The following is a 23,808-nucleotide window of genomic DNA, read 5'->3' on the forward strand; positions in this document are numbered from 1 at the left end:
TCAAACCGTCCAGATCAGGACGTTCGCCACCAAGACGGCCGCGGCTCCCAGCATCAGGAGTCCGCGGCCGCGGTCTTCCTTGCGCCTGAGCATCCGGACCCCGCCGATGACCAGCAGGAAGGCGGCGATCATCACGATCGCCATCAAAGTCGAACCTAAGCCCCCCAAAATTCCGCTCCCGTTTCACCAAGACTTAACTGCTGCTGCCTTAAGGCAGGCGTCATGCCGATCGAAGAGCAGCAGGCACGCCTGGAAGAGGCGTTCGACCGAATCGAGGAAACGATCCTCCCCTGCATCGCAATGATGCTGGAGACGTTGCTCGAAGCCTCGGAAAGCGTCGCGAAGACCGACCCGAAAGCCCTGGCCGCCGAATTGCAGATCCTCGCTGCCGAACTCGAAGAGCTCACCCGCGCCGTGGAGCGCAGCAGCCCGGTCCACGTCGAGCCCGGCGAATACAAGACGGCTGCAGCCTAAGCGACGATCTCGGCATGCAGCGCCGGATCGATATTTCCGCCGGACAGCACAACAACAGTTCCATCGGCAGGTTCGACCTGGCCCGACAACAATACAGCAAGCGCGACTGCACCTCCCGGCTCGACGACCAATTGATGCCTCTCCCAGGCCCAGCGGATCGCCTTGCGGACCGCCTCCTCGCTGGCTGACAGCGCTTTCGCATCCCCATTGCGCAGAATTTCGAACGTAATCGGCGAAACTCGCGGCGTCTGGAGCGCGTCACACAGCGTGGGCGACGCATCGGAGCTGACGGGGACGATCTCTCCGACCTCCAGCGAGCGTTTCATATCGTCCCAGCCTTCCGGCTCGACGATGACGATCTCCGTGTCCGGACATGCCAGCACTATGCCGGATGCCAACCCGCCGCCGCCGCAGGGCACCACAATGCGCGTGGGTGCTTCCGGCATCTGCTCCAGTATTTCGAGGCCGACCGTGCCTTGTCCGGCCACGATGTGTGCATCGTCGAAGCTGGGAACGACAGTTGCACCGGTTTCCTTGGAGATTCGCTCAGCGATCGCCTCGCGGCTTTCGCGATAGCGGTCGAAGAAGATGATTTCGGCGCCCTCAGCCCGGGTGCCGTCGACTTTCACTGCCGGCGCATCCTTCGGCATGACAATTATTGCCCGAATCCCGAGGCGTCTGGCCGCGATTGCGACCCCTCGGGCATGATTTCCCGAAGAAAATGCCACCACCCCGCTCTTCCGCTCTTCTTCCGATAGCTGGAGCAGCCGATTGCTCGCTCCGCGCAGCTTGAAGGCGCCGCCCGTCTGTAAACACTCGCATTTGAGCCAGATCGTCCGGCCATCCAGGTCGGATCCAATCAGTGGAGTGTGCTCGATCGAGGCTGCAATGCGTCTTCCAGCCTCGACAACGTCGGTTCGCGTCACCGTCTGAGTGTCGTTCAAGACTTTGATTTTCCTACCGTTTCGACCAACCGTTGCACGAAGGGGACAAAAGTTCTCCTTCGAGCCTTAATTGTTCGGAAAATTCTTTACTTGAGGATACCCCATACATATATCGCGCGTCCGCTGCCCATGGGACTTCCAACCGCAAGGCAGCTCTCTCTGTCGAACTACCAGTTGGAGGTCCCTTGAGTTGCACAAGCACCATAGCGCGCTGGGGCTAGCTGCCACCCCTCTCGGCAATCCAGTTGCCGATATCGCAAATAGCCGACCCGCTCAGCCGGTGACGCTTCTCCGACCGCATGCTGCGCGCCGCGCGGCTCGCTTCTTCGTGGACAAGTTCCCGGGACGGTCGCTGTACGCTGTGAAGGCGAATCCGTCGCCGGAACTGCTCAAGATCCTCTGGGACGAGGGCGTGACTCACTATGACGTCGCGTCGATCGGCGAGGTGCGACTGGTTCACGAGACGCTGCCCGAGGCAGTGCTCTGCTTCATGCACCCGGTGAAGGCCGAGGAAGCCATTGCAGAGGCCTATTTCGGGCATGGCGTGAAGACCTTCAGCCTCGATACGCTCGAAGAGCTGGAAAAGATCGTTCGCGCGACCTCGAGGGATGGCGTTGCGCCGACCGATCTCAACCTGCTCGTTAGACTTCAAGTGAGCAACGAACACGCCAAGCTCAGTTTGGGAGCCAAGTTCGGCGCTGCGGCCGATGAGGTAAAGGCGCTTCTGTTCGCAGTTCGCCAGGCTGCCGATGCCTTGGGAATCTGCTTCCACGTCGGAAGCCAGGCAATGACTCCCTCGGCGTACGCCCAGGCGATGTCCCGAGTTCGCGACGCGATCGTCGAAGCAGCGGTTACCGTCGACATCGTCGATGTTGGCGGCGGTTTTCCGTCGACCTACCCCGGCATGGAGCCTCCGCCCCTGGAGGCTTATTTCGAGGTCATCCACTCGGCGTTCGAAGCACTTCCGATCAGCTACTCGGCCGAATTGTGGTGCGAGCCGGGCCGTGCGCTTTGCGCCGAATATGCGAGCCTGCTCGTGCGTGTCGAAAAGCGCCGCGGCAGCGAACTGTACATCAACGACGGTGCTTATGGCGCCCTCTTCGATGCAGCGCACATCGGCTGGCGTTATCCCGTACGGTTGATCCGGGACGGCGGGTCCAACACACGCCCGATGGATTTTAGCTTCTACGGGCCGACCTGCGACGACCTCGATCACATGACGGGACCGTTCCAGCTTCCGGGCGATGTCGCCAACGGCGATTACATCGAGATCGGAATGCTGGGCGCATACGGTTGCGCCATGCGCACCGCGTTCAACGGTTTCGGCGCCGAGCGCACCGAAATCGTCGACGATGAGCCGATGGCGACGCTCTATGCGGGCGAGACCAAGCGCTCCAACGTCGTGACGCTGTAAGGAACCCTCCCCTCCTGCTTCGCGTAGGAGGGGAATGGGGTGAGGCTGTCCCCCGCTAACAAAACGACATGCCCTTTTCCGATGTCGAGCCTATAGGCGCGGCAACCATTGGAGCATGAAATGACGACCGATACGCTGAACAAGGTTCAGGACGCCGAGCGCATCAACGACACGCGCAAGTCCGAGCTTCTTTCGACGCCGATCGAGCATATCGACATCACCAAGTTCGATGCCCGCCCGATCATCGATTCAATGGGCAAGATGAGCTTCACCAGCCGCGACCTGTCCCGCGCCACCGGCATCTACAACACGATGCTGGAGGACAAGGACTGCTCGATCATCCTGGTGATCGCCGGATCGACCTCGGCCGGCGGCTGCATGGATCTCTATGCTGAGCTCGTGAAGTCCAATATGGTCGACGCGATCGTCGCCACCGGCGCCTCGATCGTCGACATGGATTTCTTCGAAGCACTTGGCCACAAGCACTACCAAGCCAATGAAATTCCTGACGATGATACGCTGCGCTCGCTCTACATCGACCGCATCTACGACACCTACATCGACGAGCAGCAGCTACAGGATTGCGACTTCACCATCGGCAAGATCGCCGACAGCCTGGAGCCGCGCGCGTACTCCAGCCGCGCCTTCATCCGCGAGATGGGCAAGTGGCTGAGCGAGGGCAATGCCAAGAAGCAGGGCAGCCTCGTCCAGCTAGCCTACGAGCATGACGTGCCGATCTTTTGCCCGGCGTTCGTCGACAGCTCGGCCGGCTTCGGCCTTGTGAAGCACCAGGTCGACGCGATGAAACGCGGCGGCCACTATATGGTGCTCGACGCGATCGCGGACTTCCGCGAGCTCACCGATATCAAGATCAAGGCGGGCACGACCGGCCTGCTGATGATCGGCGGCGGCGTTCCCAAGAACTTCACCCAGGACACTGTCGTCTGCGCCGAAATCCTCGGTCACGACGATGTCGAGGTGCACAAGTACGCAGTGCAGATCACCGTCGCAGACGTCCGCGACGGTGCCTGCTCCTCCTCGACGCTTCAGGAAGCGGCGAGCTGGGGCAAGGTCTCGACCGCCATGGAGCAGATGGTATTCGCCGAAGCGACTAGTGTCCTTCCGCTGCTGGCGTCCGACGCCTGGCACCGCGGAGCATGGCGTAATCGCGAGAAGCGCCGCTTCGCCAAGCTCTTCGACTAATCGATTGCCAACCGTAACGAACTGAAGCAGCCTCCCTCTGGAAGCAGGGGAGGCTTTTTCATGGAATACAGCCCGATTCTCGTACCGGTGGTGGCGCTGGTCGCGTGGACCCTCGTGGTGATGGTCTGGATGGTCGTGACCCGCATCCCGGCAATGAGAAAGGCGGGGATAACGTTGGGCACAGCTCGCCGGGGTGGGCGCGGCGCGAACCTCGACGGAGTTCTACCTGACGAAGTCCAGTGGAAATCCCACAATTACATGCACCTGATGGAACAGCCGACGATCTTCTATGCGATCGCGCTGACCCTCGCACTGATGGGCATGGGCCACGGCATCAACTACTGGCTCGCCTGGGTTATGTCGGCCTGCGCATCCTCCACAGCCTCATTCAGTCGACTGTGAACATCGTCCTCTACCGGTTCACGATATTCGCCTTGGCCTCATTGTGCCTGCTCGGCCTGACGGTGCACGCAGGCGCTCGCATACTTCACGATTGCCTGGGCTGAGGCCTGTTCGTCCACTAACGGCTGAAGGCGGCTCCCAGCTCGACGTGGGTCGACCAGCGAAACTGGCCGACCGGGCGTATCCAATCGATCCGGTAACCACCATCGGCCAAGATCATCGCGTCTCGGGCGAAGGTCGCAGGATTGCAGCTGACATAAGCGATCCTCGCGACGCCCGAGGATGCGAGCTCTTTCACCTGTTCCTCGGCCCCTGCTCTCGGCGGATCGAGAACAACTGCGTCGAAGCTCTTCAGATCGTCCTTGTCGAGCGGACGGCGGTAAAGGTCCCGATGCTCGACCGCGATATTGGGCGCGGCACGTTTCAGCGCCTGAACCGCGTCGCGAGACGCCTCGGCAGCATAGACCTTTCCGGGCAGGGCAAGAGCGAAGGTACCGAGCCCAGCGAACAGGTCGGCAATACGCTCGCCCCCTTGAACCGCTTCGCGAACGCATGAGCCGAGCGTCTCTTCGCCGTCCTCGGTCGCCTGGAGGAAGCCACCGACCGGGAATCCGACGGGCACGCCAGAGAGAGATATCGTCGCCGGGAAGGGCTCGTACAGCGTCTCCGGCCCCAATCCCTGGTCGACCGACAGCCGCGCCAGCCGATTGCTCTCGCAAAAGCTGGTAAGGCCCTCCATCGCCTCATAGCCTTCAGGCTCGACGCCCTTGAGCAGAACGTCCGCGCCCTGCTCGACGAGCGTGAGTTGGACCTCGGCCGTCCGGCGCTGAAGCAACAGGCCTCCAAGCAGCGATCTCAAAGGGGCGATCAAGTCGAACAGTTCGGGCCGAAGGATATGGCACTCGCGCATGTCGACGACGCGGTTTGATTTAGCCGCGTTGAAGCCGATCACGGCTCCCTGCCCGACTTTCAGCGCGCGAAGACTCGCTCGACGGCGTGTCCGCGGCGGCGACAGGTGCGGGTCGCGGATATCGGTCGTCAGGCCGTGCTGCGCAAGCGCCGTCACCACCCGCGAGACAAGGTAATTGCGGTAGGCATCGTCATCGACATGCTGGAGTTGGCATCCCCCGCACTCGGGAAAATGACGGCATGGCGGTTGCTGGTGATGAGGACCGGGGCGATGGTCCCGTCGCCCAACAGCATGTCACCCGGAACGCCGAAAGGCACATGCCTGCCGGTCGAGCTGACGCCATCGCCCCGTGCGGCAATGCGAACGATCTGCTCAGTCATTCAGTAGTGCGAGCGCTTGTGGAATGGCCGCGGCGAGGTCGTCGGCGATCATCTGCGCACCCGCGATCTCGGCAGCACGCCCGTGGAGCCAGACGGCGGCGCTCGCGGCTTCGAATGCCTCCAGGCCGCGGCCACGCATGGCAGCAATCATTCCGGCAAGGACGTCACCAGTTCCGGCGGAGGCGAGCCAGGCCGGGGCCGGCGGAGCGAAACCGAGGCGCCCGTCAGGGGAGGCAACAAGGGTGTCTGGTCCCTTATAGACAATAACCGCCCCGGAACGCTTCGCAGCTTCGAGCGCGCGATCTGCCTTCGAACCCTCGAGTTTGCCAAACAGACGCTCGAACTCGCCTTGGTGCGGGGTGATAATCGCGTCCTGCCCACGAAGCCGTTCTGGTTCGCCCAGATGAGTGATCGCGTCGGCATCGATGACCTTGGGCGCGTGTGACGTCAGAGCGAGGGTTAGAACCCGCGGGATGTCCCCCATGCCCGGACCGACGATCAAGCACCCGATCCTCCCATCGTTGATCTCAGCTGTGTCGGTCTGGACGATAGCGGAAGGCAGGCCGTCGATGCTCCGCGATGTGCTGACGCGGACGTAACCTGCGCCCGAATAGGCGGCCGCTTTCGCGGAGAGCGCGATCGCGCCCGGCATCTTGCCTGCGAGGGCATGAACAAGTCCGCGTGAGTATTTGTGACCACCAGGGTCGAGCGCCGGAAGAACGGGCTGCCCAAGCTCATGCCATTCTGGGCTCGCCTCGATCCCAATGTCGGCCAGCACGACCCTACCGCATTTGCCCATCGAAGGCATGAGGCGGTGCGCAGGTTTCAGCGCCCCGAATGTCACCGTCATTTCGAAGCCTGGGACTGAGCTCAGTTCAACTCCGGAATCGCTGTCGACGCCGCTCGGAACGTCGCAGGCAATCCGCATCTGTGAGTCTGCAGCCAGGCGATAAAACTGTTTCTGTAGAGCATCTTCCAGCCCTTCTCTGAGACCTGTCCCGAACAAAGCGTCAATCAGGAGCAGCGATGGACCGGTCGAAGAGTTCAGCGCCTCGACCTCGCCACGCCACTGTCCCCGCGCCCATTTGGCGGCTTCGCTTTTCGGTTCGGAGATCGCTGCGATGCGAACCTCGACGCCCCTGTCGGCCAGGTGTCGCGCGGCCACGTAGCCATCACCGCCATTGTTGCCGGGGCCGCACAGGATCAGCGCGGGCATTTTTCCAGCGTGGCAGTAGGCCGCCTCCGCCAGCGCAGCCCCCGCTCGCTCCATCAGCGCTTCCACGCTGGTCCCCGCAGCGATTGCGCGTTGCTCGGCGGCCCTCATGGCCTCGGCGGTCAGAATTGGTCTCACGCGGCGCGCCTTAGCGCAGATAGGTCGAGAGCCGCCACCATTCGCGAGGCACAGCGATTTCGACCTGGTCCCTCGCAATTTCCGTATCGAACAAGGCGAAGCAGGTCGCGCCGCTGCCCGACATGCGGACGAAATGAGCCCCCGGCTGAACCGAAAGCCACGCGAGGACGGTGCCGATCAGAGGAAACTGCTTCACGGCTGCTTCCTGCAGGTCGTTCCGTCCCGCCCGCCAATCGTCGAGCGGGCCCTTGTCCTCACCGCTCCAGGCTGTGAACACCTCTGCGGTCGAGACCGCAACGCGCGGATTTACGAGCAAGATTGGCGTGCCGCTCACTCCGGCATCGACCGACTTGAGCTCGTCACCGGCGCCGTCGCCCCGGACGCTCATGCTCAGCAGGCACGCCGGGACGTCGGCACCCAGCGCTGGAGCAACGGCGGACGCGTGTGACGGGTCGATGCTCCACATGCGCGTGAGCAGACGAAGGACGGCTGCAGCGTCCGCCGACCCGCCGCCGATACCCGACGCAACCGGCAGGTTTTTGGTCAGCACGAGAGACGCGCCTCCGCTGACGCCTGCATCCTCCCGGAGCGCACGGGCGGCTCTCAGCGCCAAATTATCGTCAGGATCGCCCAATTCGCCGGAAAACGGGCCTTTCACCTGCAACGACACTTCTTCGGCTGGACCCGCCGCGACCCGATCACCGTCCGTGCAGAAGGCAAAGACGGTCTCCAGCCGATGGCGGCCATCCGGCAGCTTCCCGCGGACATGGAGGGCCAGGTTGATCTTGGCTGGTGCTAGCTCTTCCAGCTGCATCAGGGTGCAGCGGTCGCAGGCGTCAGGCCGGTTTCGATCTTCGTTTTCAGCCGCGTGGCGACTTCATCCTCGGCGGTCTGCAAAGCGGCCGACCACGCATATCGCGCCTCGAAGCGGTTTCCGGCCCGGTAGAGCGCGTCACCGAGGTGCTCGTGGATCTCGGCCTGGGCCGGATCCCCTTTTGCTGCCCTGGAGAGGATCTCGATCGCTTCCTTGATCCGCCCGCGCTTGTAGACCGCCCAGCCAAGCGAATCCGTGATCGAGGAGTCGTCCGGAGCGAGCGCGCTGGCCTTGCGGATCATCGCTTCAGCTGAATCCATGTCCTCGCCGCGCTCGAGCTTCGCGTAGCCGAGGAAGTTGAGGATGACGGCTTCGTTCGGCGCGAGCGCGAGCGCCTGTGTCAGGAGCCCGCGGGCCTCCGGCCAGCGATTGCCTTCTTCAAGCGCGCTAGCCTGGAGGATGAGGAGCGGCCACCGATCTTCCGGTCGGCCTTGCCCCACCAGCTGAAGCGCTTGTCCGTAGGCTGCGGCGGCTTCGTCATTGCGCTTCATGTTCGCGAGGACGTCGCCAAGGCGAGCGTAGTCGGCAACCCCGGCATTCCCTCCGGAGATGGCTCGCTGCGCAGCCTGAAGCGCTTCCCTTGACGCTTTGCGCCAAGCAAGGTCCTTACTTCGGCATCCCTTGCCTGAGGCGACAAGGGATCTGAATCGGGCACGGTTCGCAGCGCGATTACGGCCTCATCGACCCTGTCGCGGCTGCCGAGCATCAAGCCGAGCATCACCGAAGCCGCGCTATTGTCGGGGGCCGCGTAGCGCGCGACCTGAGCCAGCGCGACCGGCATCTTCTCATTGCGAAGGCGGTTCAGCTCTGCAGCGAGCACCACGAGCAGCTCGGAGAAAGCCCGCCGGCCATTGTCGATGCGGATTCCGCCGGGCCTGCCCTGCAACACCTTGTCGCCGGCCTTGCCCAATTCCGTGCTCATGCCCTGAACGATCGCGGACGCACGCGCTTTGTCTCCGGCCCGCAGGTAGGCGTCCGAAAGGGCCAGGCGAAGGCGCGCCTCACGGCCGCCGCTCACCTTGATCGCCTGGTCGACGAACGGCTGCGCCTCTGCGGTCCGGCCGAACTTCAGCAGAATCAACGCCCGATGCTCGGGCACCAGGGCACTCAGAAGGTTTCGCGACGAAACGGCGTCGAGAGCCGTGAGCGCGCGAGCCTGATCTTTCGCGTCCGCAGCTGCCCAAGCCCGTAGGAATGGCGCCACGAAAGCGAGATCTCCCGCCGCCGATCCGCTCTGAAGAAGGGAGATCGCCCGAGCCGGATCATCGGAGCGCAGAGCGTCCGCTGCCTGAAGCATTTGCGCTTCGATCGGCGTGCTGGTGGCGGGAAGTCCTCGGACCAGGCGAAGCGCCAGTTTCATGTCGCCGGCGCTGATAGCCTGCGAAACCGCTTCGCGCGTGATGTCCGCATTGGCCGAACTGGCGTCGACCAGTTGCGCAAGCAGCTCCGCCGAGCGCAGGTGATTTCCCTCGATCGCCGCTGCACGGGCTTCCATGTACGTCCAGGCTGCATTCGACGTTCGGACTGCTAGCGCTGGTGACGGCCAGAGTGCGGCTAGAATGACGGCAGCAGCGGGAAGTGACTTACATGTTCGGATAATTGGGTCCTCCACCGCCCTCCGGAGTAACCCAGTTGATGTTCTGGGTTGGGTCCTTGATGTCGCAAGTTTTGCAATGGACGCAGTTCTGGGCATTGATCTGCAGCCGCGGCCTCCCATCCGCCTCCTCGACGAACTCGTAAACGCCTGCCGGGCAATAACGCTGCTCCGGCCCGTCATAGAGTTCGAGGTTCACCTCAACAGGTATGGCTGGATCCTTTAGCGTCAGGTGAACGGGCTGGTCTTCTTCATGGTTGGTGTTCGACAGGAACACTGACGTAAGGCGATCGAAGGTCAGCACGCCATCGGGCTTGGGATAATCGATCTTCCGGACCTCGCCCTTCCGCTTGAGGGTCGTGTTGTCGGCCTTGTGCTTGAGCGTCCACGGCAGTCGGAGTCCGAATTGGCCAAGCCACATGTCGAACCCCGCATAGAGCGTTCCGAGAAAACCGCCGAAATGCGCCACTGCCGGTTGGGCATTGCGAACGAGACGCAATTCCTTGTCGATCCAGCTCGAACGGACAGCCGGTTCGTAGGCCTCGAGGACATCGGCAGACCGATCCTTGCAGAGAGCATCGAACGCGGCCTCGGCGGCCAGCATCGCCGATTTCATCGCCGTGTGCGTGCCCTTGATGCGTGGAACATTCACGAAGCCGGCAGAGCAACCGATCAGCGCTCCGCCCGGGAAAGCCAGTTGCGGAATGGCCTGCCAGCCGCCCTCGTTGATGGCGCGAGCGCCATAGGAGACGCGGCGGCCGCCCTCGATCTCGGCGCGAATAGCCGGATGGGTCTTCCACCGCTGGAATTCCTCGAACGGCGAAATGTACGGGTTCGCATAGTCGAGCGCGACGACGAAGCCGAGCGCGACCTGGTTGTTTTCCTGATGGTAGAGAAAGCCACCACCCCAGGCGTCCTCGAGCGGCCAGCCCTGCGAGTGGATAACTCGGCCGGGCTTATGCTTGTCGGCAGGAACGTCCCACAACTCCTTGACGCCAAGGCCATAAACCTGCGGTCCCGACTTGTCACGAAGACCGAAAAGTCGGCTCAGCTCCTTGGTCAGGCTGCCCCGCGCACCTTCCGCGAAGAAGGTGTATTTCGCATGGAGTTCCATGCCCGGCTGGTAATCGGCACGGTGAGAGCCGTCGCGGGCGATGCCCATGTCGCCGGTTGCCACCCCTTTCACCGAGCCGTCCTCGTTGAACAACACCTCGGCGGCAGGGAATCCTGGGAAGATTTCGACGCCTAGCTCTTCGGCCTGCGTGGCAAGCCAGCGGCAAAAATTGCCTAGGCTCAGCGTGTAGGTGCCCTTGTTGCGCATGAACGGCGGCAAGGCGAAGTGCGGCATGCCCCACTTGCCGGTCTTCGTGAGCACCCAATGATGGTTTTCCGTCACCGGCACTGTGAGCGGCGCTCCCCGTTCCTTCCAGTCCGGGACCAGCTCGTTGAGCGCCTTCGGGTCGACAACTGCACCTGACAGGATATGCGCGCCGACCTCGCTACCCTTCTCAAGGATGCAAACCGAAATCTCGCGTCCCGCGGCCGCTGCAAGCTGCTTCAGCCGGATCGCCGCGGACAGGCCGGCGGGTCCCGCACCGACGATTACCACGTCATAAGCCATGGACTCGCGTTCGCTCATCGTTCCCCTCGTCGTGCAGGCAGGGCGCCTTGCCCGCGCTAGCCCTGCTTTTCCTTGACCTCGGCGTCAATGCTGAGGCCTAATCAAATCATGGGTGGGGAGCACGACCGCTTGACTGCGGCCGAGGCTGCCAGCGTCATTGGCTGGTGGATCGAGGCGGGAGTCGATGTTGCGATACAGGAGCAACCGCGCGCCTGGCTCGGCGCGACCGCGGCCGTGACTTCTGTCGAGACCCACACGCTCGGCGCTCCCGAGCCAACCCCGGAACTTCCTGCAAGTCTCGAGGCATTTCGACACTGGCTCGGTGAGACGCCTTCTCTTCCGTTGGCAAAGGCCAATGCTCGTCGTGCTCTTCCGATAGGAATTGAAGCGGCCGAGGTGATGCTTCTTGCCGATATGCCTACGCCCGAGGATGTTGCCGAAGGACAACCCATCGCGGGGCCGGCTTGGGAACTCACCCAGCGCATGCTTGCAGCGATCGGCTTCGATAGCAACCAGGCCTATGTCTCGGGCCTGACCTGCTTCCATAGCCCGGGCACCCGCCTTTCCGGCAACGATCTTGAAGCCTGCGCGACACTTGCGCGAAGGCACGTCGCCCTCGCCAAGCCGAAGCGACTGCTGCTTCTGGGGATGCACCATGCCGGGCACTGCTCGGAAAGCCGCTCACAGTCGCCCGCGGTCATGTTCACAAAGTTGAAGGGTGCGTGCGGTAGCAACCTTCCATCCGCGGTTCCTGCTCGATCGACCGTCGAACAAGGCGCTGGCGTGGCGTGACCTTCTACTTCTGATGGAGGAAGAGGTTTGAGCATTCATCTGTTTCTTGCAGCAGCTGCAGCCGCGGCGGTGCAGGGCCAGGCCTCGGACCCGCTCGCACCGCTTCCGTCACAACCGTCAGTTAGCCCGCTTCCAGTCCTCGTTCCTGTGGCGGGAACGGAGCAGGCCCAATCGAACGTAACTTCCGATCCCGTCGCTCAGGGTCCGGTGACCGTCGTCCCGCCCGTAATTGCTCCTCCGCCGACGGCACCGGTCGTCGCGGTCCGGGTTCCCCGCAACTACGGAGAGGTCTTCTCCGCAATTCGCGGCGGCCGCTGGGCCGAAGCGCAGATCGGAATCGCGACGCTTCCGCAGAGCATCCTTACCCCCGTGGCCAAGGCCGAGCTTTATACCGCCAAGGGATCACCGGTCGTGTCGCTTGGACAGATCCAGGCCCTTCTTGCTGAGGCGCCGGAGCTCCCGGAGGCGGAGCAGCTTGCGCGAATGGCGCTTACGCGTGGCGCAACGACGCTTCCGCAATATGTCACGCGCCGCCCGACGACCTGGCTAGGCAACTCTCCCAGCCGGTACAAGGCTAAGGCCGTCACCGGCGAGCCAGCAGCAGATGCGCTCCGGGCGCAGCTCGATCCGCTCATCAAGGTGGACGACGCCGTCAACGCGGAGCTCCTGCTGATGCAGGCAACGCCGCTCCTCTCCTACGAAGCGCGTGCGGAAGCGGGTCAGCGGGTCGCCTGGTCCTATTTCGCCGTTGGCCGCGATGCCGATGCCCGCCGGGTCGCCGATACATATCGGGTTGGCGCCAGCGGCGATTGGGCGAGCCAGTCGGCATGGGTTTCGGGCCTTGCCTCCTGGCGGCTCAACGACTGCAATTCCGCGTCCATTGCCTTTCGCGAGGTCGGATCCCGGGCACAGCAGCGGGAGCTGGCTGCGGCCGGCTACTACTGGGCGGCCCGCGCCGAACAGGCATGCCGCAGACCAAACTCGGTAGCGCCTTTGCTAAAGGTTGCCGCCAACTCGCCCGAGAGCTTCTACGGCCTTCTGGCGCGCGAGACCCTCGGCATCGACAAGAGGCTTCCGCCGGATATCCACAACGGCATTGGGCGCATCGAAAACCTTCCCAACGTCCGCCGCGCCGAAGAATTGGTTCAGATCGGCCAGCCCTGGCTCGCGGAAGCGCTGATCAAGCACCAGGCGCAGATCGGGCGCGTCCAGGACCATCACTCGCTGATCGAGCTCTCGAAAAAGCTCGATCTGCCGTCGGCGCAATATTGGCTCGCCCATAACGGCCAGTACGGCGCCGTCGTCGATGCGGTCGACCGCTACCCCATCCCGCGCTGGATGCCGCGCAGCGGCTGGCGGATCGATCCGGCGCTTGCGCTTGCGCATATGCGGCAGGAATCGAACTTCCGTGTCGATGCGGTCAGCCCGGCTGGAGCGGTCGGACTGATGCAGGTACTGCCGACCACCGCGAACGCGATGGCCCGGCGGAATGGCTATGACGCCGGAAGCCTGTTCGACCCCACAGCCAACATCGAGTACGGCCAGAGCTTCATTGAGACGATGCGCGTTTCGACGTCCACGCAAGGTCAGCTTCCAAAGATCATCGCGGCTTACAATGCGGGTCCACTGCCCGTCGCTCGTTGGTCGACGTCCTTGGGCGGTCAGGGCGATCCCCTGCTCTGGATCGAGTCCATCCCCTATTGGGAGACGCGCTACTACGTCCCGGCGGTGTTCCGGAACCTGTGGGTCTATCAGGGTCTCGCGAAAGCCGACACGCCGACGCTGAGCGCTCTTTCGCAACATCGCTGGCCTGCCTTCCCAACGGCGCAGACCAACCTTGCCGCAGCAACTCAGATGGCACCCACCGGCGAGCCCTGATCGCCCATTTGTTCTTGTTCTGTTCTTACTGTCGGCGTAGTTTGCCGGCATGCCGGTCGAGTCGATCAAAGGGCGCGGAGCGACGCGCAATTCAACGCCGAAGCGCTTCAATCTTCAGGAGCGGCTGGTCGAAGGTGAATGGCTCGACAGCGTAGAGGCGCTCGATGGAGTTCCGAAGCGCCGAACGACGGTCACGATCGAGCATCCGAAGTCGATCCTCACCCGCAATCGCTCGCCGGACATTGGTTTCGACCGATCGGTGAATGCGTATCGCGGCTGTGAGCATGGCTGCATCTACTGCTTCGCCAGGCCGACGCACGCCTATCATGACCTGTCGCCGGGCGTGGATTTCGAATCCCGGCTGTTCGTGAAGCCCAAAGCCGCCCAGCTTCTCCACGCAACGCTGTCGCGGCCGGGCTACGAATGCGCGCCGATCGCAATGGGGACAAACACGGATCCCTACCAGCCGATCGAGGAAAGATGGCGGATCACGCGCTCGATCATAGAACTACTGGTGGAAACCAAGCACCCATTCACGATCACCACCAAGTCGGATCGCGTTCTGCGCGATCTCGACCTGCTGAAGCCCGCGGCCGAGCTCGGGATCGTATCGGTCGCGCTGTCGGTGACGTCACTTGACCCGAAGATCGCCCGGACGCTCGAGCCTCGCGCTCCAACCCCACATCGGCGGATCGCGGCGATCAAGGCGCTCAATGAGGCGGGCGTCCGATGCCACATCGCCATTGCCCCGGTCGTCCCGCAGATCACCGACCACGAGCTCGAGGCGATCGTCGAAGCGGGAGCTGGAGCCGGCGCATGCGGAGGTTTCTATTTGCCGGTGCGGCTTCCGCATGAGGTGGCGCCACTGTTCCGGGCATGGCTGGACGAGCATTTTCCCGATCGGGCCAGCAAGGTGATGTCAACCATCCAGTCGCTGCGCGGCGGCCGCGAGAACGATCCCAACTTCTTCAGCCGCATGCAGGGTCAGGGGCCGTGGGCGGACCTCATCCGGACTCGCTTTGAGAAGGCGGCCGCTCGCTATGGCCTGCAGCGATCGAAGTTCGGCCTTCGCCGCGACCTGTTCCAACCGCCTCAAGGCAACCAGCTTCGCCTTCTTTGATGGAGTGCCGCATGCTTTTTATCGAAGCGCATGGTGACTTGGCGTGCGTCCCTGCCCTAGGCAATCGCCCATGACCAAGCATCTGTTCGCCGCGTTCCTGCTCGCATCCGCCGCCCCTTCCCTCGCTCAGCCTGCGCCTACGCAGGTTGCCCAGCTTCGCGATGACGCGCTGAAGGACAATTATGCTTGGGACATCGTCGAAGGCCTTACGACAGAGGTCGGCCCCCGGATGGCCGGAACCGAGGCCGAGGCGCGCGCTCGCGAATGGGCGGTGAAGAAGCTCAAGGCGATGGGCTTTGCCAATGTCCGGATCGAGCCGTTCGATATGCCTGTCTGGACACGGGGCGCGGAAGGCGCGGAGGTTCTCACACCGTTCCCGCAGCGGATGGTGATCACGGCGCTCGGCAACAGCGCATCGACGCCTCCTGAAGGGATCACCGGGGAAATCGTCGGGTTCAACTCGATGGCCGAATTCGAAGCCGCGCCGGCTGACGAAGTGCGCGGAAGGATCGTCTTCGTCTCCCACGCGATGCCGCGAACGCAGGACGGTTCGGGCTACGGCTTCTTCGGAGGGCCTCGCCGGCAGGGCCCGACCGTCGCGAGCAAGAAAGGTGCCATCGCAATCGTCGTGCGCTCGATCGGCACCGACTATCACCGGAACCCGCACGCGGGTGTCCAGACCTTCGCGGATGGTGTGAAGCCGATTCCCGCTGGAGCACTCAGCATTCCTGACGCGGAGCAGCTTCAGCGCATCCTGAAGCGTGGCCAACCGGTGACGATGCATCTGACGCTCGTTTCGCAGGTAACCCAGGGGAAGTCGGGCAACGTGATCGCCGAGGTCCCGGGGCGAGATCCCAAGGCACCCTTCATCCTCGTCGGCGGCCACCTCGACAGCTGGGACCAGGGCACCGGCGCTATAGATGATGGGTCAGGCGTCGCCATCACGACCGCCGCCGCAAAACGCATCATGGACGCGGGCGGCCGCTCCGCACCATTCGCATCGTCTGGTTCGGTGCCGAGGAAGTCGGCCTCTTTGGCGGCATCGACTACCAGAAGAAGCATGGCACCGAGCTGCATTATGCGATCGCAGAGAGCGACTTCGGCGCTGACCGCATCTGGAAGGTCGACAGCAAGCTCGGCAAGGACCGCGAAGCGGAGGCCAAGGCGCTTCAAATCGCGCTCGCACCGCTAGGAATCGTGCCGGGCTCGCTTGAGAAAGCGGACGGATCCGACATCGAGCCCCTGCTGAACGCTGGCCTGCCAGGTGTCGGCCTGAGTCAGGACGGCACTCACTATTTCGACATCCACCACACGCCCGACGACACACTCGACAAGATCGATCCGGAGGCGCTTCGCCAGAATGTCGCGGCATGGACCGCCATGCTTGGCGTGCTGTCGGGCGGAATCGAGCCGGAGCCGAAACGGGCCAAGCGGCGTTGAGCCCCCAAAAGGGAGGAAACTATGCGAGTTCTTTTTGCCGTTCCGCTTCTTCTGCTCGGTGCCTGCCAAGTCACGAAGGACGACAATTCGACGACCTTGTCGTTCAATGAAGACGTTGCCGCGAATGCCGCCGAAGACATCGGAAACGCCGCCGAGAACCTGGGTGGCGCAATCGCCAAGGAAGCCGATCAGACCGCCGCAAAGGTCGAGAACAAGGTTGGTGACGTCGATGTCGACGTGAATGTTACGCATAAGGACGACGAGCACACCAACCAACAATAGGCGGATTCAGGCGGTTGTTCCTGGCGGCGCTGCCGTGTAGCAGGCCGCCGTCGGGGAGTAGCGCAGCCTGGTAGCGCATCTGCTTTGGGAGCAGAGGGTCGCAGGTTCGAATCCTGTCTCCCCGACCATCCTCACCATTTCGTGCGGCCACGAGCGTCCAATTCTCGCGGCGTACGAGTTCCGGCTAGCTGCAGTGGCGAGCGCGCCTCAGGCGGTGAGCGGCGCCATCACCGGACCTTCCGCCGGACGCCGGGCGAAGATGCCGAACCCTGCGATGATCGCGTAGCAGAGCGCGGGGAGTAGCAGCGCGAACTGCAGGCTACCCGACTGGTCGGCCAGGAAGCCGGTCGCCAGCGGCACTACGGCCCCGCCGAAAATCGCGATATTGATGATACCGGAGCCGTCCGCAGCACGCGGACCGAGCTTTTCGCACGCCAGGCTGAAGATCGTCGGAAACATGATCGAGTTCATGAGCCCGATCGCGAGCAGGCTGTAAGCAGACAGCGTGCCGGTCGTGTTGGCCGAAATCGCGATCAGCAGGATCGCGCCCGTCGAAACCGAGGCCAGGATCTTGCCCGGGCTCATGACCCGCAGGAAGTAGGATCCGATAAAGCGGCCGACCATCGCGCCGCCCCAATAATACATGATCAGCTTGCCCGCGGCCGCATCGGAGATTCCGAGCACGTGCTTCTGCATCAGGTAATTGACGATCAGCGACCCGATCGACACTTCCGCGCCAACATACAGGAAGATACACAACGCCCCGAAGCCGAAGCGAGGGCGCTTCAGCAGGGAAAAGCCCGCGAGCGGCGAGCTGTGATCGTGCTTTTCACCGGGAAGCTTGTCGCGGAACATCCAGACCACCGCAGCGATCACCGCGAGAGCGACGGCGAGGCCGATGTAGGTCGAGACGATCGCCTGGGTCTCTTCCATCCGATACTGGTCGAGCGCCGCGCCCGAGAGCTGCGAAGCCGACACGCCGGCGAGACCACCGAGAATGAGCGCCGAGCCGACACGCGGGAAAATGGTGGTGCCGAGGCTGTTGAACGCCTGGGCAAAGGTCAGCCGGCTGTGCACCGTCTTTGCGGGGCCAAGCAGACTGATGAGCGGGTTGGACACCACCTGCACGACGACCACGCCGCTGGCGAGGACGAACAGAGCAAGCAGGAACAGGCCGTAAGTCGCGGTCCGCGATGCCGGAATGAACAGCAGGCATCCCACCATCATGATCAGCAGGCCCGCCGCTGCTCCACGCATGTAGCCGATCTTCTTGACGAGCTGAGCTCCGGGAATTCCGATCACGAGATAGGCCGTGAAGAAGCAAAACTGGACAAGCATCGCTTGCGTGTAATTGAGCGTGAACAGCTCCTTCAGCTTCGGGATGATCACATCGTTGAGGCTGGTGATGCCGCCGAAGATGAAGAACAGCGCGAACACGAAATAACGCAGGCTCGGAGCGTCCACTCCGCCGTCCGGCAACTCCAGCGGAGTTGCATTGGCCTCGCCTTCGCCGATCCCAGTTGCGATAACCATTCTGCGGATGCTCCCTCTCTGCCGGCACCGCCGAATGGCGCGACCTTGAAGACCATGGGTGCATAGGAACGCATGGCGTTGTCAACGCATTCGCGCTCCGTGGCATGACATTGATCGTCAGTCTGCGATCGGCGGCGTGGGGATTCCCGACACACCCGCCTGAAAGGCGAACAACGACCCAGCAAGCGGCTCCCTCAGCAGCTTTTCGGGTGACAGCAAATGTTGGGCTGTGGTCGCGAAGGCCGTGTTCAGGTCTCGCCCTCCGAACGCAATCTTCGTGATGTTCGAGACGGGAAAACGAACCCGCTCCAGCAGCTCGCCTGCGGGCGAATATCGACGCGCTTCCGATCCGGAATAGAGGCTGATCCAGATCGCGCCCTCGCGATCTACGGTCGGACCGTCCGGATGACCTTCCCGCGGGTCGATTCTTACCACCAGTTGGGAGGGCCCCAGCTGTCCATCACCCCAAATCTCGCACGCGGAGATCGTGCCCCTCAGCGTATCGACCCAATAAAGGATGGCCCCGTCGGGGAGACCGCCGGGCCATTCGTGATCGCGATGCTCGTGACATTGGTTCGCGTGAGCTTGCCGCGATGGAAGCAGTAATAGGCGCCCGTCTTGGACTTTTCGCTGTCGTCCATCGTGCCGAACCACAGGCGACCTTTCGGATCGACTACGCCATCGTTCAACCGATTGTCCGGGCTACCGGGTTCCACGGCAACCAGGAGCTTGAACTTTCCCTTCTTCGAATCGAACCGATGAAGGCCACTCTGAAGTCCGACGATGTAACCGCCGCTCTTTGCGGGGAAGATGAAGCCGGCCTGCTCTGGCGTATCCCAGCTGTGATGGTCGCCGCTTTCGGGATCGTAGCGGTGGATCTTCTTGCGCTTGATGTCCGTAAACCAGAGCGCCTGGTCGCGCTCTACCCAGACAGGCCCCTCGCCCAGCTGGGCGCCAACTTCCAAGGCCAGATGAGCTTCACGGGTCATTCCCCCTCCGTCACTCAGCTCGCGCGCCGCAATAGGCGCCAATCGTTTACACCGGACTACACACCCGTCGCCGCAAATGTATGGCCATCGGGATCAAGATCACGAAGGTCGCGGCCGCGTGTTTCCTTGCCGAACATGGCTACGAGGACGAGCGCACCGATCGTCGGAACGATGATGATCAGCGACACGACATCAAGCGGCGGGACGAGCGCGAGGATCGCCAGGAATTGCGCGAACATGCCACCCGCCTTCGTGCAGGCCGCCACCGTGCCGGTTGTCCTGCCGCGAATCCTGAGCGGGAAGCTTTCGGCCGCATACGGGAGCAGCATCGCAATCAATCCGTTCGTGCCGACGATCAGGAGCGCGACGGGAAGGACCGGGCTCCCGCTTCCGGTGAACTCCAGCCAGAGGACGCCGGCAAGCCCGGCAAGAGTCACCGCGATGGACCCGACAACGGACCATTTGGTGCTCCAGCTGCTGTACAGATAGGCAACAATGAACACCGTCGGGAATGCGATCAGAGCGGATTCCGCCAGCAGCTTGCTGGTCACCTCCATGCTGTAGCCCCGCGATACGAGGTCCGCGGGCAGCCACAGGAGCAGCCCGAAATTGATGAGACCGTAGCAGATAGCCGCAAGACTCAGTGCGAACAATTTGCCGAAGAAAGCCTTGCCGGTCAGAGCGACCGACGGCCCTTTCGTAAAAGCGGCTTCTTCGGCGCGGGTAGTGCTGCGCGCCTCCGACCCGAAGCGCGCCATCACCGCCCTCGCCTCTTCGCGACGGCCGCGAGCGAGGAGGAACTTCGCGGACTCGGGAATGAACGCGCCGAGCAAAACGAGCGACAATCCAGTCGGCAGGTTCAGCAACCAGAGGATGCGCCATCCGAAGAAAGGCTGGAGGAGCGCGGAAAAGCCGCTCGCAGCGAAATAGCCGCCCACGGCACCCAGCCCCCGACGAGCACAAGCGCCCAGCCGCGGTGCTTGCTGGGCATCATTTCGGCGAGAAGCGCGTAGGTAACCGGCAGCATGCCGCCCGCCGCCGCGCCCATCATGAAGCACATGCCGATGTTCCAGGCGAGCGATGGCATGGCGCCGCAGATGGAGGTCCCGACGAACATCACAGCCGAGAGCAGAATGGAAGCTTTTCGGCCATAGATGTCGGCAAGAATTCCCCAGACAATCGAGCCTACGACCGTCCCAACCAATGCGAAGAAGGGTACCATCGAAGCGGTCTGCTTCGGAACCCGATACTCGTCGATCATTCCGGGGATCGTGAATCCGAGGCTCGCGGGCTTCATGATGTCGATGACGAGGGCGAGAACGAGAACGCCCATCAAAACCCAGTGTGCTCGAGACAATGGCGCGTCTTCGGGCGGAGATACGACAATGTCCTGAGAGGCCGACAGGATACCCGAGACGTTTCGTGGCAACAGCCCGTAAGCCGCGACACCGACCCCGCCGACAATGAGGAACATACCGGCGATCATGTCCGCGCCCATCGGCATGCCCGCGAGCATGAAATGCAGGTTCCGGCCCATCCAGAACATGGGCGCGTGAAGGAGCACGCCCGCAGTAACGGCGATCACGCCGATACCGAAGGCCACCAGGCCCCGGCGGTCGGAAAGCGTGCTGGCGCTAAGCATTGGCCTCGATCACGCCGTGGCCGCTCGCGAACGCCTCTGCAGCGCCGAAAAGGCCAGGCTGTGGATGGGTGATCACTTTGACCGGCATCTCATCCATCATTCGCTCGAAGCGCCCCTTGGCGATGAAGCGATCGCGGAAGCCCGATTTCGGCAAATAATCGACGAGCCGCAAGCCAAGTCCCCCCGCAAGAACTACGGCATGCCCGCCCTGCGCGAGTGCGAAGTCCCCGGCGGCGGCCCCGAAGGTCAGGCACAAGCGGTCGAGCGCCGCGGACGCGAGGGTATCGCTCCCAGACAAGGCCGCGGTCCACAGGTCCTTCTCGTCGCGGAGGGTGAACTGGCGCTTCTCCATCGTTCCGAGCGCTTCGTAGATGTTGAGAAGGCCTCTGCCCGACACAAGCCGTTCCACCGACACGCGCCGGAAGTTCTCCCGCAAATGCTGCAGGATCCCATCCTCGAGCGAGTCGAGAGGTGCGAAGTCCACGTGGCCTCCCTCGGTCGCGATGACCTCATATCCGCCTGCACGCTTTAGCAGGCTCGCAACGCCAAGGCCGGTGCCGGGTCCGACGATCGTGATCACGCCTGTGTCGGGCAGACCCCGCTCAGGGCCACAAACGTGACGGTAAGCCGATGCATCCAGCCCCGCGACGGCATGGGCGATTGCAGCGAAATCGTTGACGATTACGAAGCGCTCGACGCCGAGCCTCTCAAACATAAGCGCGGGGCGGATGACCCACGGATTGTTGGTGAGCTTCAGCACGTCGCCGCCGACGGGGCCCGCAAAGGCGATCGCCAGTTCCTTGGGAAGCGGCTGCTCGATGCGACGGCCGAATTCCTGCCACGCATGTTGGAAGCTCGCGAATTCACCGGTCTTGACCGTCACCGGCTCGCCGAGGTCGACCACCTGGCAGTCGTCGATTGCTGCCAACGCGAAACGCGCATGCGTTCCACCGACGTCGGCAGTCGCAATCACTCTCATCCGCGTTTTCTCCCCATTCCGTGGAATGGGCGCCCTCGTACTAAGCTGCGTCCGCAGCCGCCAGTGCCGATCTCCTAGGCCGCGTCGCGCGCGTCCTGCTCCGCGTCGAAGCGCGCCTGGGCACCATGGATCGCGTCGACATTTTCCATGGCCCAGGTCGCCAGACCGCAAATCGGCTTCTGAAGCGATTTGCCGAGCTCGGTCAGCTCATAGTCGACCCGCGGCGGGATTGTCGGAGTAACGGTCCGGTTGACCAACCCGTCCCGCTCCAGGTTGCGTAGCGTAAGCGTCAACATGCGCTGGGACACGCTCGGGATCTCGCGCCGAAGCTCGTTGAACCTCTTCGATCCATCGCCGAGCGTCTGAACGACAAGCACGGTCCACTTGTCGCCAATGCGCGAAAGCAAGGTGCTGATCGTCCGGCAGACTGGATTCGCTGGATCTTTCATCTCGTGGTCACCTCAATGTTCCCGGCTCACAAATTTGTTCGTCCGCCACAAAAAAGTGCGTTCTTGCCAGCGCTTTTCATGTGGTTACTTAGGGTGCCTCGGTAACAAATACATACCAAGGAGGCAATAGTGACCATCCTGCATATTGACAGCAGCATCAGTGGCGAAAACAGCGCCAGCCGCGCGGTCAGCCGCTCCATCGTCGATCGGCTTCGCGCTCAGACGCCCGAGGCCGATATTGTCGTCCGCGACCTGGTGTCTGACCCCCTGCCCCACCTGACCTTCGATGCATTCGCCGACGGGACAGTCCTCGACGAATTTCTAGGAGCGGACACGGTGGTGGTCGGCGCGCCAATGTACAATTTCACTCTGCCGACCCAGCTCAAGGCCTGGATCGACCGGCTGCTGATCGCCGGCAAGACCTTCCGCTACACGGAGACAGGCCCCGAAGGCCTGGTCAAGGGCAAGCGCGTGATCGTCGCACTCGCCCGGGGCGGTTTCTACGATGACGGCTCGCCGGCCGCGTCGCTCGAACATCTTGAGAGCTACCTCCGTGGGGTCTTCAACTTCATCGGTGTCGAGCCGGAGTTCGTTGCCGCCGACGGTCTCGCCGTGAGCCCCGAACAGCGGGAGAGCTCGATCAAGCAGGCGGTTGGGGAAACCCTGCGCCTCGCAGCCTAAGCTTTCACCGAGCGCTCCGGTCGCGACTTCACCGCGCGGCCGGAGCACCAGTCTTCCGTAAAACACCGTTGCAGTCGATGCTCGGGTCGGCTGTGGTGGACGCGATGCTCAATACCGACAAAGCGTGGGAAAAATTAGGGAAGCGCGATCCCTATTTCGGCGTTCTCGCGGACGAGAAGTTCTCGATGAACAAGATCCTCGAGAATCGCGACGAGTTCTTCCAAACGGGCCGACAGACAATTGCCCACATCATCAAGCGATATGAGACGCATTTCGGTAGCTTTCCTCGGGGACGCGCTCTCGATCATGGCTGCGGCGTCGGCCGGCTTGCGTTGCCGCTTACGCAGGAATTCGAAAATGTATTGGGACTCGATGTCTCACCATCGATGATTGCCGAAGCTAGGACCAATGCCGAACAGTTCGGCGTAGCGAACGTGCAATTCCTGCTCGCCGACGATGAGCTTTCAAATGCACTGGGGCAGTTCGACTTCGTCACCAGCTACATGGTCCTTCAGCACATACCGGTCCGCCGCGGACTGCCGATCATCTCGCGACTGATTGACAAGGTGAGCCCGGGCGGCGGCTTTCATATCCACTTCTCGCTGAGATCGGACGGCCTGGCATCCCGCTCCCTCTGGTGGGCTAGCCACCACATTCCCGGCGTGAAGATCTGGCAGAACATCTGCGCCGGTCGTGACTGGAACGCACCGGGGATGCAGATGAACAACTACCGGCTTAACAAGATTGCCATGATCATGGCGGCACACAGCATTGGCGAGTCCGCTCTGCTCACCGAGCATCATGGAAAGTTTCTAACTTGCAGCCTGATCGGCAAGAAACCCGATAGGGATTGAAT

Annotated in this window: 21 protein-coding genes, 1 tRNA gene and 4 pseudogenes; 12 read left to right on the forward strand and 14 right to left on the reverse strand. The window is 62.7% G+C overall.

Going from position 1 to position 23,808, the window contains the following annotated elements; translation table 11 throughout:
- The gene (locus H9L14_RS16580) at nucleotides 1-132 is read right to left on the reverse strand and encodes a hypothetical protein (protein ID WP_281389437.1); all 132 of its coding nucleotides are present in this window, start codon (nucleotides 130-132) and stop codon (nucleotides 1-3) included.
- Nucleotides 133-222: 90 nt separating this feature from the next.
- Between H9L14_RS16580 and H9L14_RS06400 the strand changes: the two genes are divergently transcribed.
- Entirely contained in the window at nucleotides 223-474 is a 252-nt protein-coding gene (locus tag H9L14_RS06400; protein ID WP_187709655.1) for a hypothetical protein, read from the forward strand.
- On the opposite strand, the gene H9L14_RS06405 is transcribed toward H9L14_RS06400, so the two are convergent.
- Nucleotides 471-1,418, reverse strand: coding sequence for a threonine ammonia-lyase (locus H9L14_RS06405; RefSeq protein WP_187709656.1), 948 nt, complete (start codon nucleotides 1,416-1,418; stop codon nucleotides 471-473). The two genes, H9L14_RS06400 and H9L14_RS06405, sit on opposite strands and share 4 nt — an antisense overlap.
- A 190-nt stretch (nucleotides 1,419-1,608) precedes the next feature.
- Between H9L14_RS06405 and H9L14_RS06410 the strand changes: the two genes are divergently transcribed.
- The 3 genes and pseudogenes from H9L14_RS06410 to H9L14_RS06420 all read left to right on the forward strand — a co-directional run bounded on the left by H9L14_RS06410 (nucleotide 1,609) and on the right by H9L14_RS06420 (nucleotide 4,541).
- Entirely contained in the window at nucleotides 1,609-2,832 is a 1,224-nt protein-coding gene (locus tag H9L14_RS06410; RefSeq protein WP_187709657.1) for a type III PLP-dependent enzyme, read from the forward strand.
- A gap of 120 nt (nucleotides 2,833-2,952) precedes the next feature.
- A complete protein-coding gene (locus tag H9L14_RS06415; RefSeq protein WP_187709658.1) occupies nucleotides 2,953-4,035 on the forward strand; it encodes a 1,9-bis(guanidino)-5-aza-nonane synthase in 1,083 nt (360 codons plus the stop codon).
- Between the two features lie 129 nt (nucleotides 4,036-4,164).
- A pseudogene (locus H9L14_RS06420) lies at nucleotides 4,165-4,541 on the forward strand (MAPEG family protein).
- A 14-nt stretch (nucleotides 4,542-4,555) separates the two neighbouring features.
- Here H9L14_RS06420 and H9L14_RS06425 read toward each other — a convergent pair.
- The 6 genes and pseudogenes from H9L14_RS06425 to H9L14_RS06450 all read right to left on the reverse strand — a co-directional run bounded on the left by H9L14_RS06425 (nucleotide 4,556) and on the right by H9L14_RS06450 (nucleotide 11,185).
- Nucleotides 4,556-5,727: pseudogene (locus H9L14_RS06425) on the reverse strand (class I SAM-dependent RNA methyltransferase).
- Nucleotides 5,720-7,078: an NAD(P)H-hydrate dehydratase gene (locus H9L14_RS06430; protein ID WP_246444520.1), complete on the reverse strand. Its 1,359-nt coding sequence runs from the start codon at nucleotides 7,076-7,078 to the stop codon at nucleotides 5,720-5,722. The pseudogene H9L14_RS06425 and the gene H9L14_RS06430 overlap by 8 nt, the downstream one beginning before the upstream one ends.
- A 10-nt stretch (nucleotides 7,079-7,088) precedes the next feature.
- Nucleotides 7,089-7,895, reverse strand: a complete 807-nt coding sequence (locus H9L14_RS06435) for a 4-(cytidine 5'-diphospho)-2-C-methyl-D-erythritol kinase (RefSeq protein ID WP_187709886.1) — start codon at nucleotides 7,893-7,895, stop codon at nucleotides 7,089-7,091.
- Entirely contained in the window at nucleotides 7,892-8,443 is a 552-nt protein-coding gene (locus H9L14_RS06440; RefSeq protein ID WP_187709659.1) for a tetratricopeptide repeat protein, read from the reverse strand. Before H9L14_RS06440 ends, H9L14_RS06435 begins: the two co-directional genes overlap by 4 nt.
- Nucleotides 8,440-9,447, reverse strand: a complete 1,008-nt coding sequence (locus H9L14_RS06445; RefSeq protein WP_187709660.1) for a tetratricopeptide repeat protein — start codon at nucleotides 9,445-9,447, stop codon at nucleotides 8,440-8,442. Before H9L14_RS06445 ends, H9L14_RS06440 begins: the two co-directional genes overlap by 4 nt.
- An 88-nt stretch (nucleotides 9,448-9,535) precedes the next feature.
- Nucleotides 9,536-11,185 (reverse strand): electron transfer flavoprotein-ubiquinone oxidoreductase, encoded by a 1,650-nt coding sequence (locus H9L14_RS06450; protein ID WP_187709661.1) that lies wholly within the window; start codon nucleotides 11,183-11,185, stop codon nucleotides 9,536-9,538.
- 90 nt (nucleotides 11,186-11,275) lie between these two features.
- Here H9L14_RS06450 and H9L14_RS06455 point away from each other — a divergent pair, with 90 nt between their 5' ends.
- The 6 genes and pseudogenes from H9L14_RS06455 (at nucleotide 11,276) to H9L14_RS06480 (ending at nucleotide 16,807) form a co-directional block, all read left to right on the forward strand.
- Nucleotides 11,276-11,959 carry a uracil-DNA glycosylase family protein gene (locus tag H9L14_RS06455; RefSeq protein WP_187709662.1) on the forward strand — a complete coding sequence of 228 codons (684 nt, stop codon included), beginning with the start codon at nucleotides 11,276-11,278 and terminating at the stop codon, nucleotides 11,957-11,959.
- A gap of 27 nt (nucleotides 11,960-11,986) precedes the next feature.
- Nucleotides 11,987-13,837, forward strand: coding sequence for a lytic transglycosylase domain-containing protein (locus H9L14_RS06460; RefSeq protein WP_187709663.1), 1,851 nt, complete (start codon nucleotides 11,987-11,989; stop codon nucleotides 13,835-13,837).
- 49 nt (nucleotides 13,838-13,886) lie between these two features.
- The gene (locus tag H9L14_RS06465) at nucleotides 13,887-14,957 is read left to right on the forward strand and encodes a PA0069 family radical SAM protein (protein ID WP_187709664.1); all 1,071 of its coding nucleotides are present in this window, start codon (nucleotides 13,887-13,889) and stop codon (nucleotides 14,955-14,957) included.
- 70 nt (nucleotides 14,958-15,027) lie between these two features.
- Nucleotides 15,028-16,397 (forward strand): annotated as a pseudogene (locus H9L14_RS06470) (M28 family peptidase).
- Nucleotides 16,398-16,418: 21 nt separating this feature from the next.
- Nucleotides 16,419-16,679, forward strand: a complete 261-nt coding sequence (locus tag H9L14_RS06475) for a hypothetical protein (RefSeq protein WP_187709665.1) — start codon at nucleotides 16,419-16,421, stop codon at nucleotides 16,677-16,679.
- 51 nt (nucleotides 16,680-16,730) lie between these two features.
- A tRNA-Pro gene (locus H9L14_RS06480) sits at nucleotides 16,731-16,807 on the forward strand.
- Nucleotides 16,808-16,886: 79 nt separating this feature from the next.
- On the opposite strand, the gene H9L14_RS06485 is transcribed toward H9L14_RS06480, so the two are convergent.
- The 6 genes and pseudogenes from H9L14_RS06485 to H9L14_RS06505 all read right to left on the reverse strand — a co-directional run bounded on the left by H9L14_RS06485 (nucleotide 16,887) and on the right by H9L14_RS06505 (nucleotide 22,271).
- Nucleotides 16,887-18,212: a sugar MFS transporter gene (locus H9L14_RS06485; protein ID WP_187709666.1), complete on the reverse strand. Its 1,326-nt coding sequence runs from the start codon at nucleotides 18,210-18,212 to the stop codon at nucleotides 16,887-16,889.
- 117 nt (nucleotides 18,213-18,329) lie between these two features.
- A pseudogene (locus H9L14_RS17375) lies at nucleotides 18,330-19,201 on the reverse strand (SMP-30/gluconolactonase/LRE family protein).
- Between the two features lie 56 nt (nucleotides 19,202-19,257).
- On the reverse strand, nucleotides 19,258-20,139 hold the full coding sequence (locus tag H9L14_RS06495; RefSeq protein WP_281389438.1) for an MFS transporter: 882 nt from the start codon (nucleotides 20,137-20,139) through the stop codon (nucleotides 19,258-19,260).
- Nucleotides 20,061-20,843, reverse strand: a complete 783-nt coding sequence (locus H9L14_RS16585; RefSeq protein ID WP_281389439.1) for an MFS transporter — start codon at nucleotides 20,841-20,843, stop codon at nucleotides 20,061-20,063. The genes H9L14_RS06495 and H9L14_RS16585 overlap by 79 nt, the downstream gene beginning before the upstream one ends.
- Nucleotides 20,836-21,822, reverse strand: a complete 987-nt coding sequence (gene glk, locus H9L14_RS06500) for a glucokinase (RefSeq protein WP_187709667.1) — start codon at nucleotides 21,820-21,822, stop codon at nucleotides 20,836-20,838. Before glk ends, H9L14_RS16585 begins: the two co-directional genes overlap by 8 nt.
- A 74-nt stretch (nucleotides 21,823-21,896) precedes the next feature.
- On the reverse strand, nucleotides 21,897-22,271 hold the full coding sequence (locus H9L14_RS06505) for a winged helix-turn-helix transcriptional regulator (RefSeq protein WP_187709668.1): 375 nt from the start codon (nucleotides 22,269-22,271) through the stop codon (nucleotides 21,897-21,899).
- 129 nt (nucleotides 22,272-22,400) lie between these two features.
- Here H9L14_RS06505 and H9L14_RS06510 point away from each other — a divergent pair, with 129 nt between their 5' ends.
- Both H9L14_RS06510 and H9L14_RS06515 read left to right on the forward strand, forming a co-directional pair.
- A complete protein-coding gene (locus H9L14_RS06510) occupies nucleotides 22,401-22,952 on the forward strand; it encodes an FMN-dependent NADH-azoreductase (RefSeq protein WP_187709669.1) in 552 nt (183 codons plus the stop codon).
- A gap of 104 nt (nucleotides 22,953-23,056) precedes the next feature.
- A complete protein-coding gene (locus tag H9L14_RS06515; RefSeq protein WP_187709670.1) occupies nucleotides 23,057-23,806 on the forward strand; it encodes a class I SAM-dependent methyltransferase in 750 nt (249 codons plus the stop codon).
- The last annotated feature ends 2 nt before the right edge of the window (nucleotides 23,807-23,808 follow it).

The organism is Sphingomonas sediminicola (assembly GCF_014489515.1).
GTDB classification, from domain to species: Bacteria; Pseudomonadota; Alphaproteobacteria; order Sphingomonadales; family Sphingomonadaceae; genus Sphingomicrobium; species Sphingomicrobium sediminicola.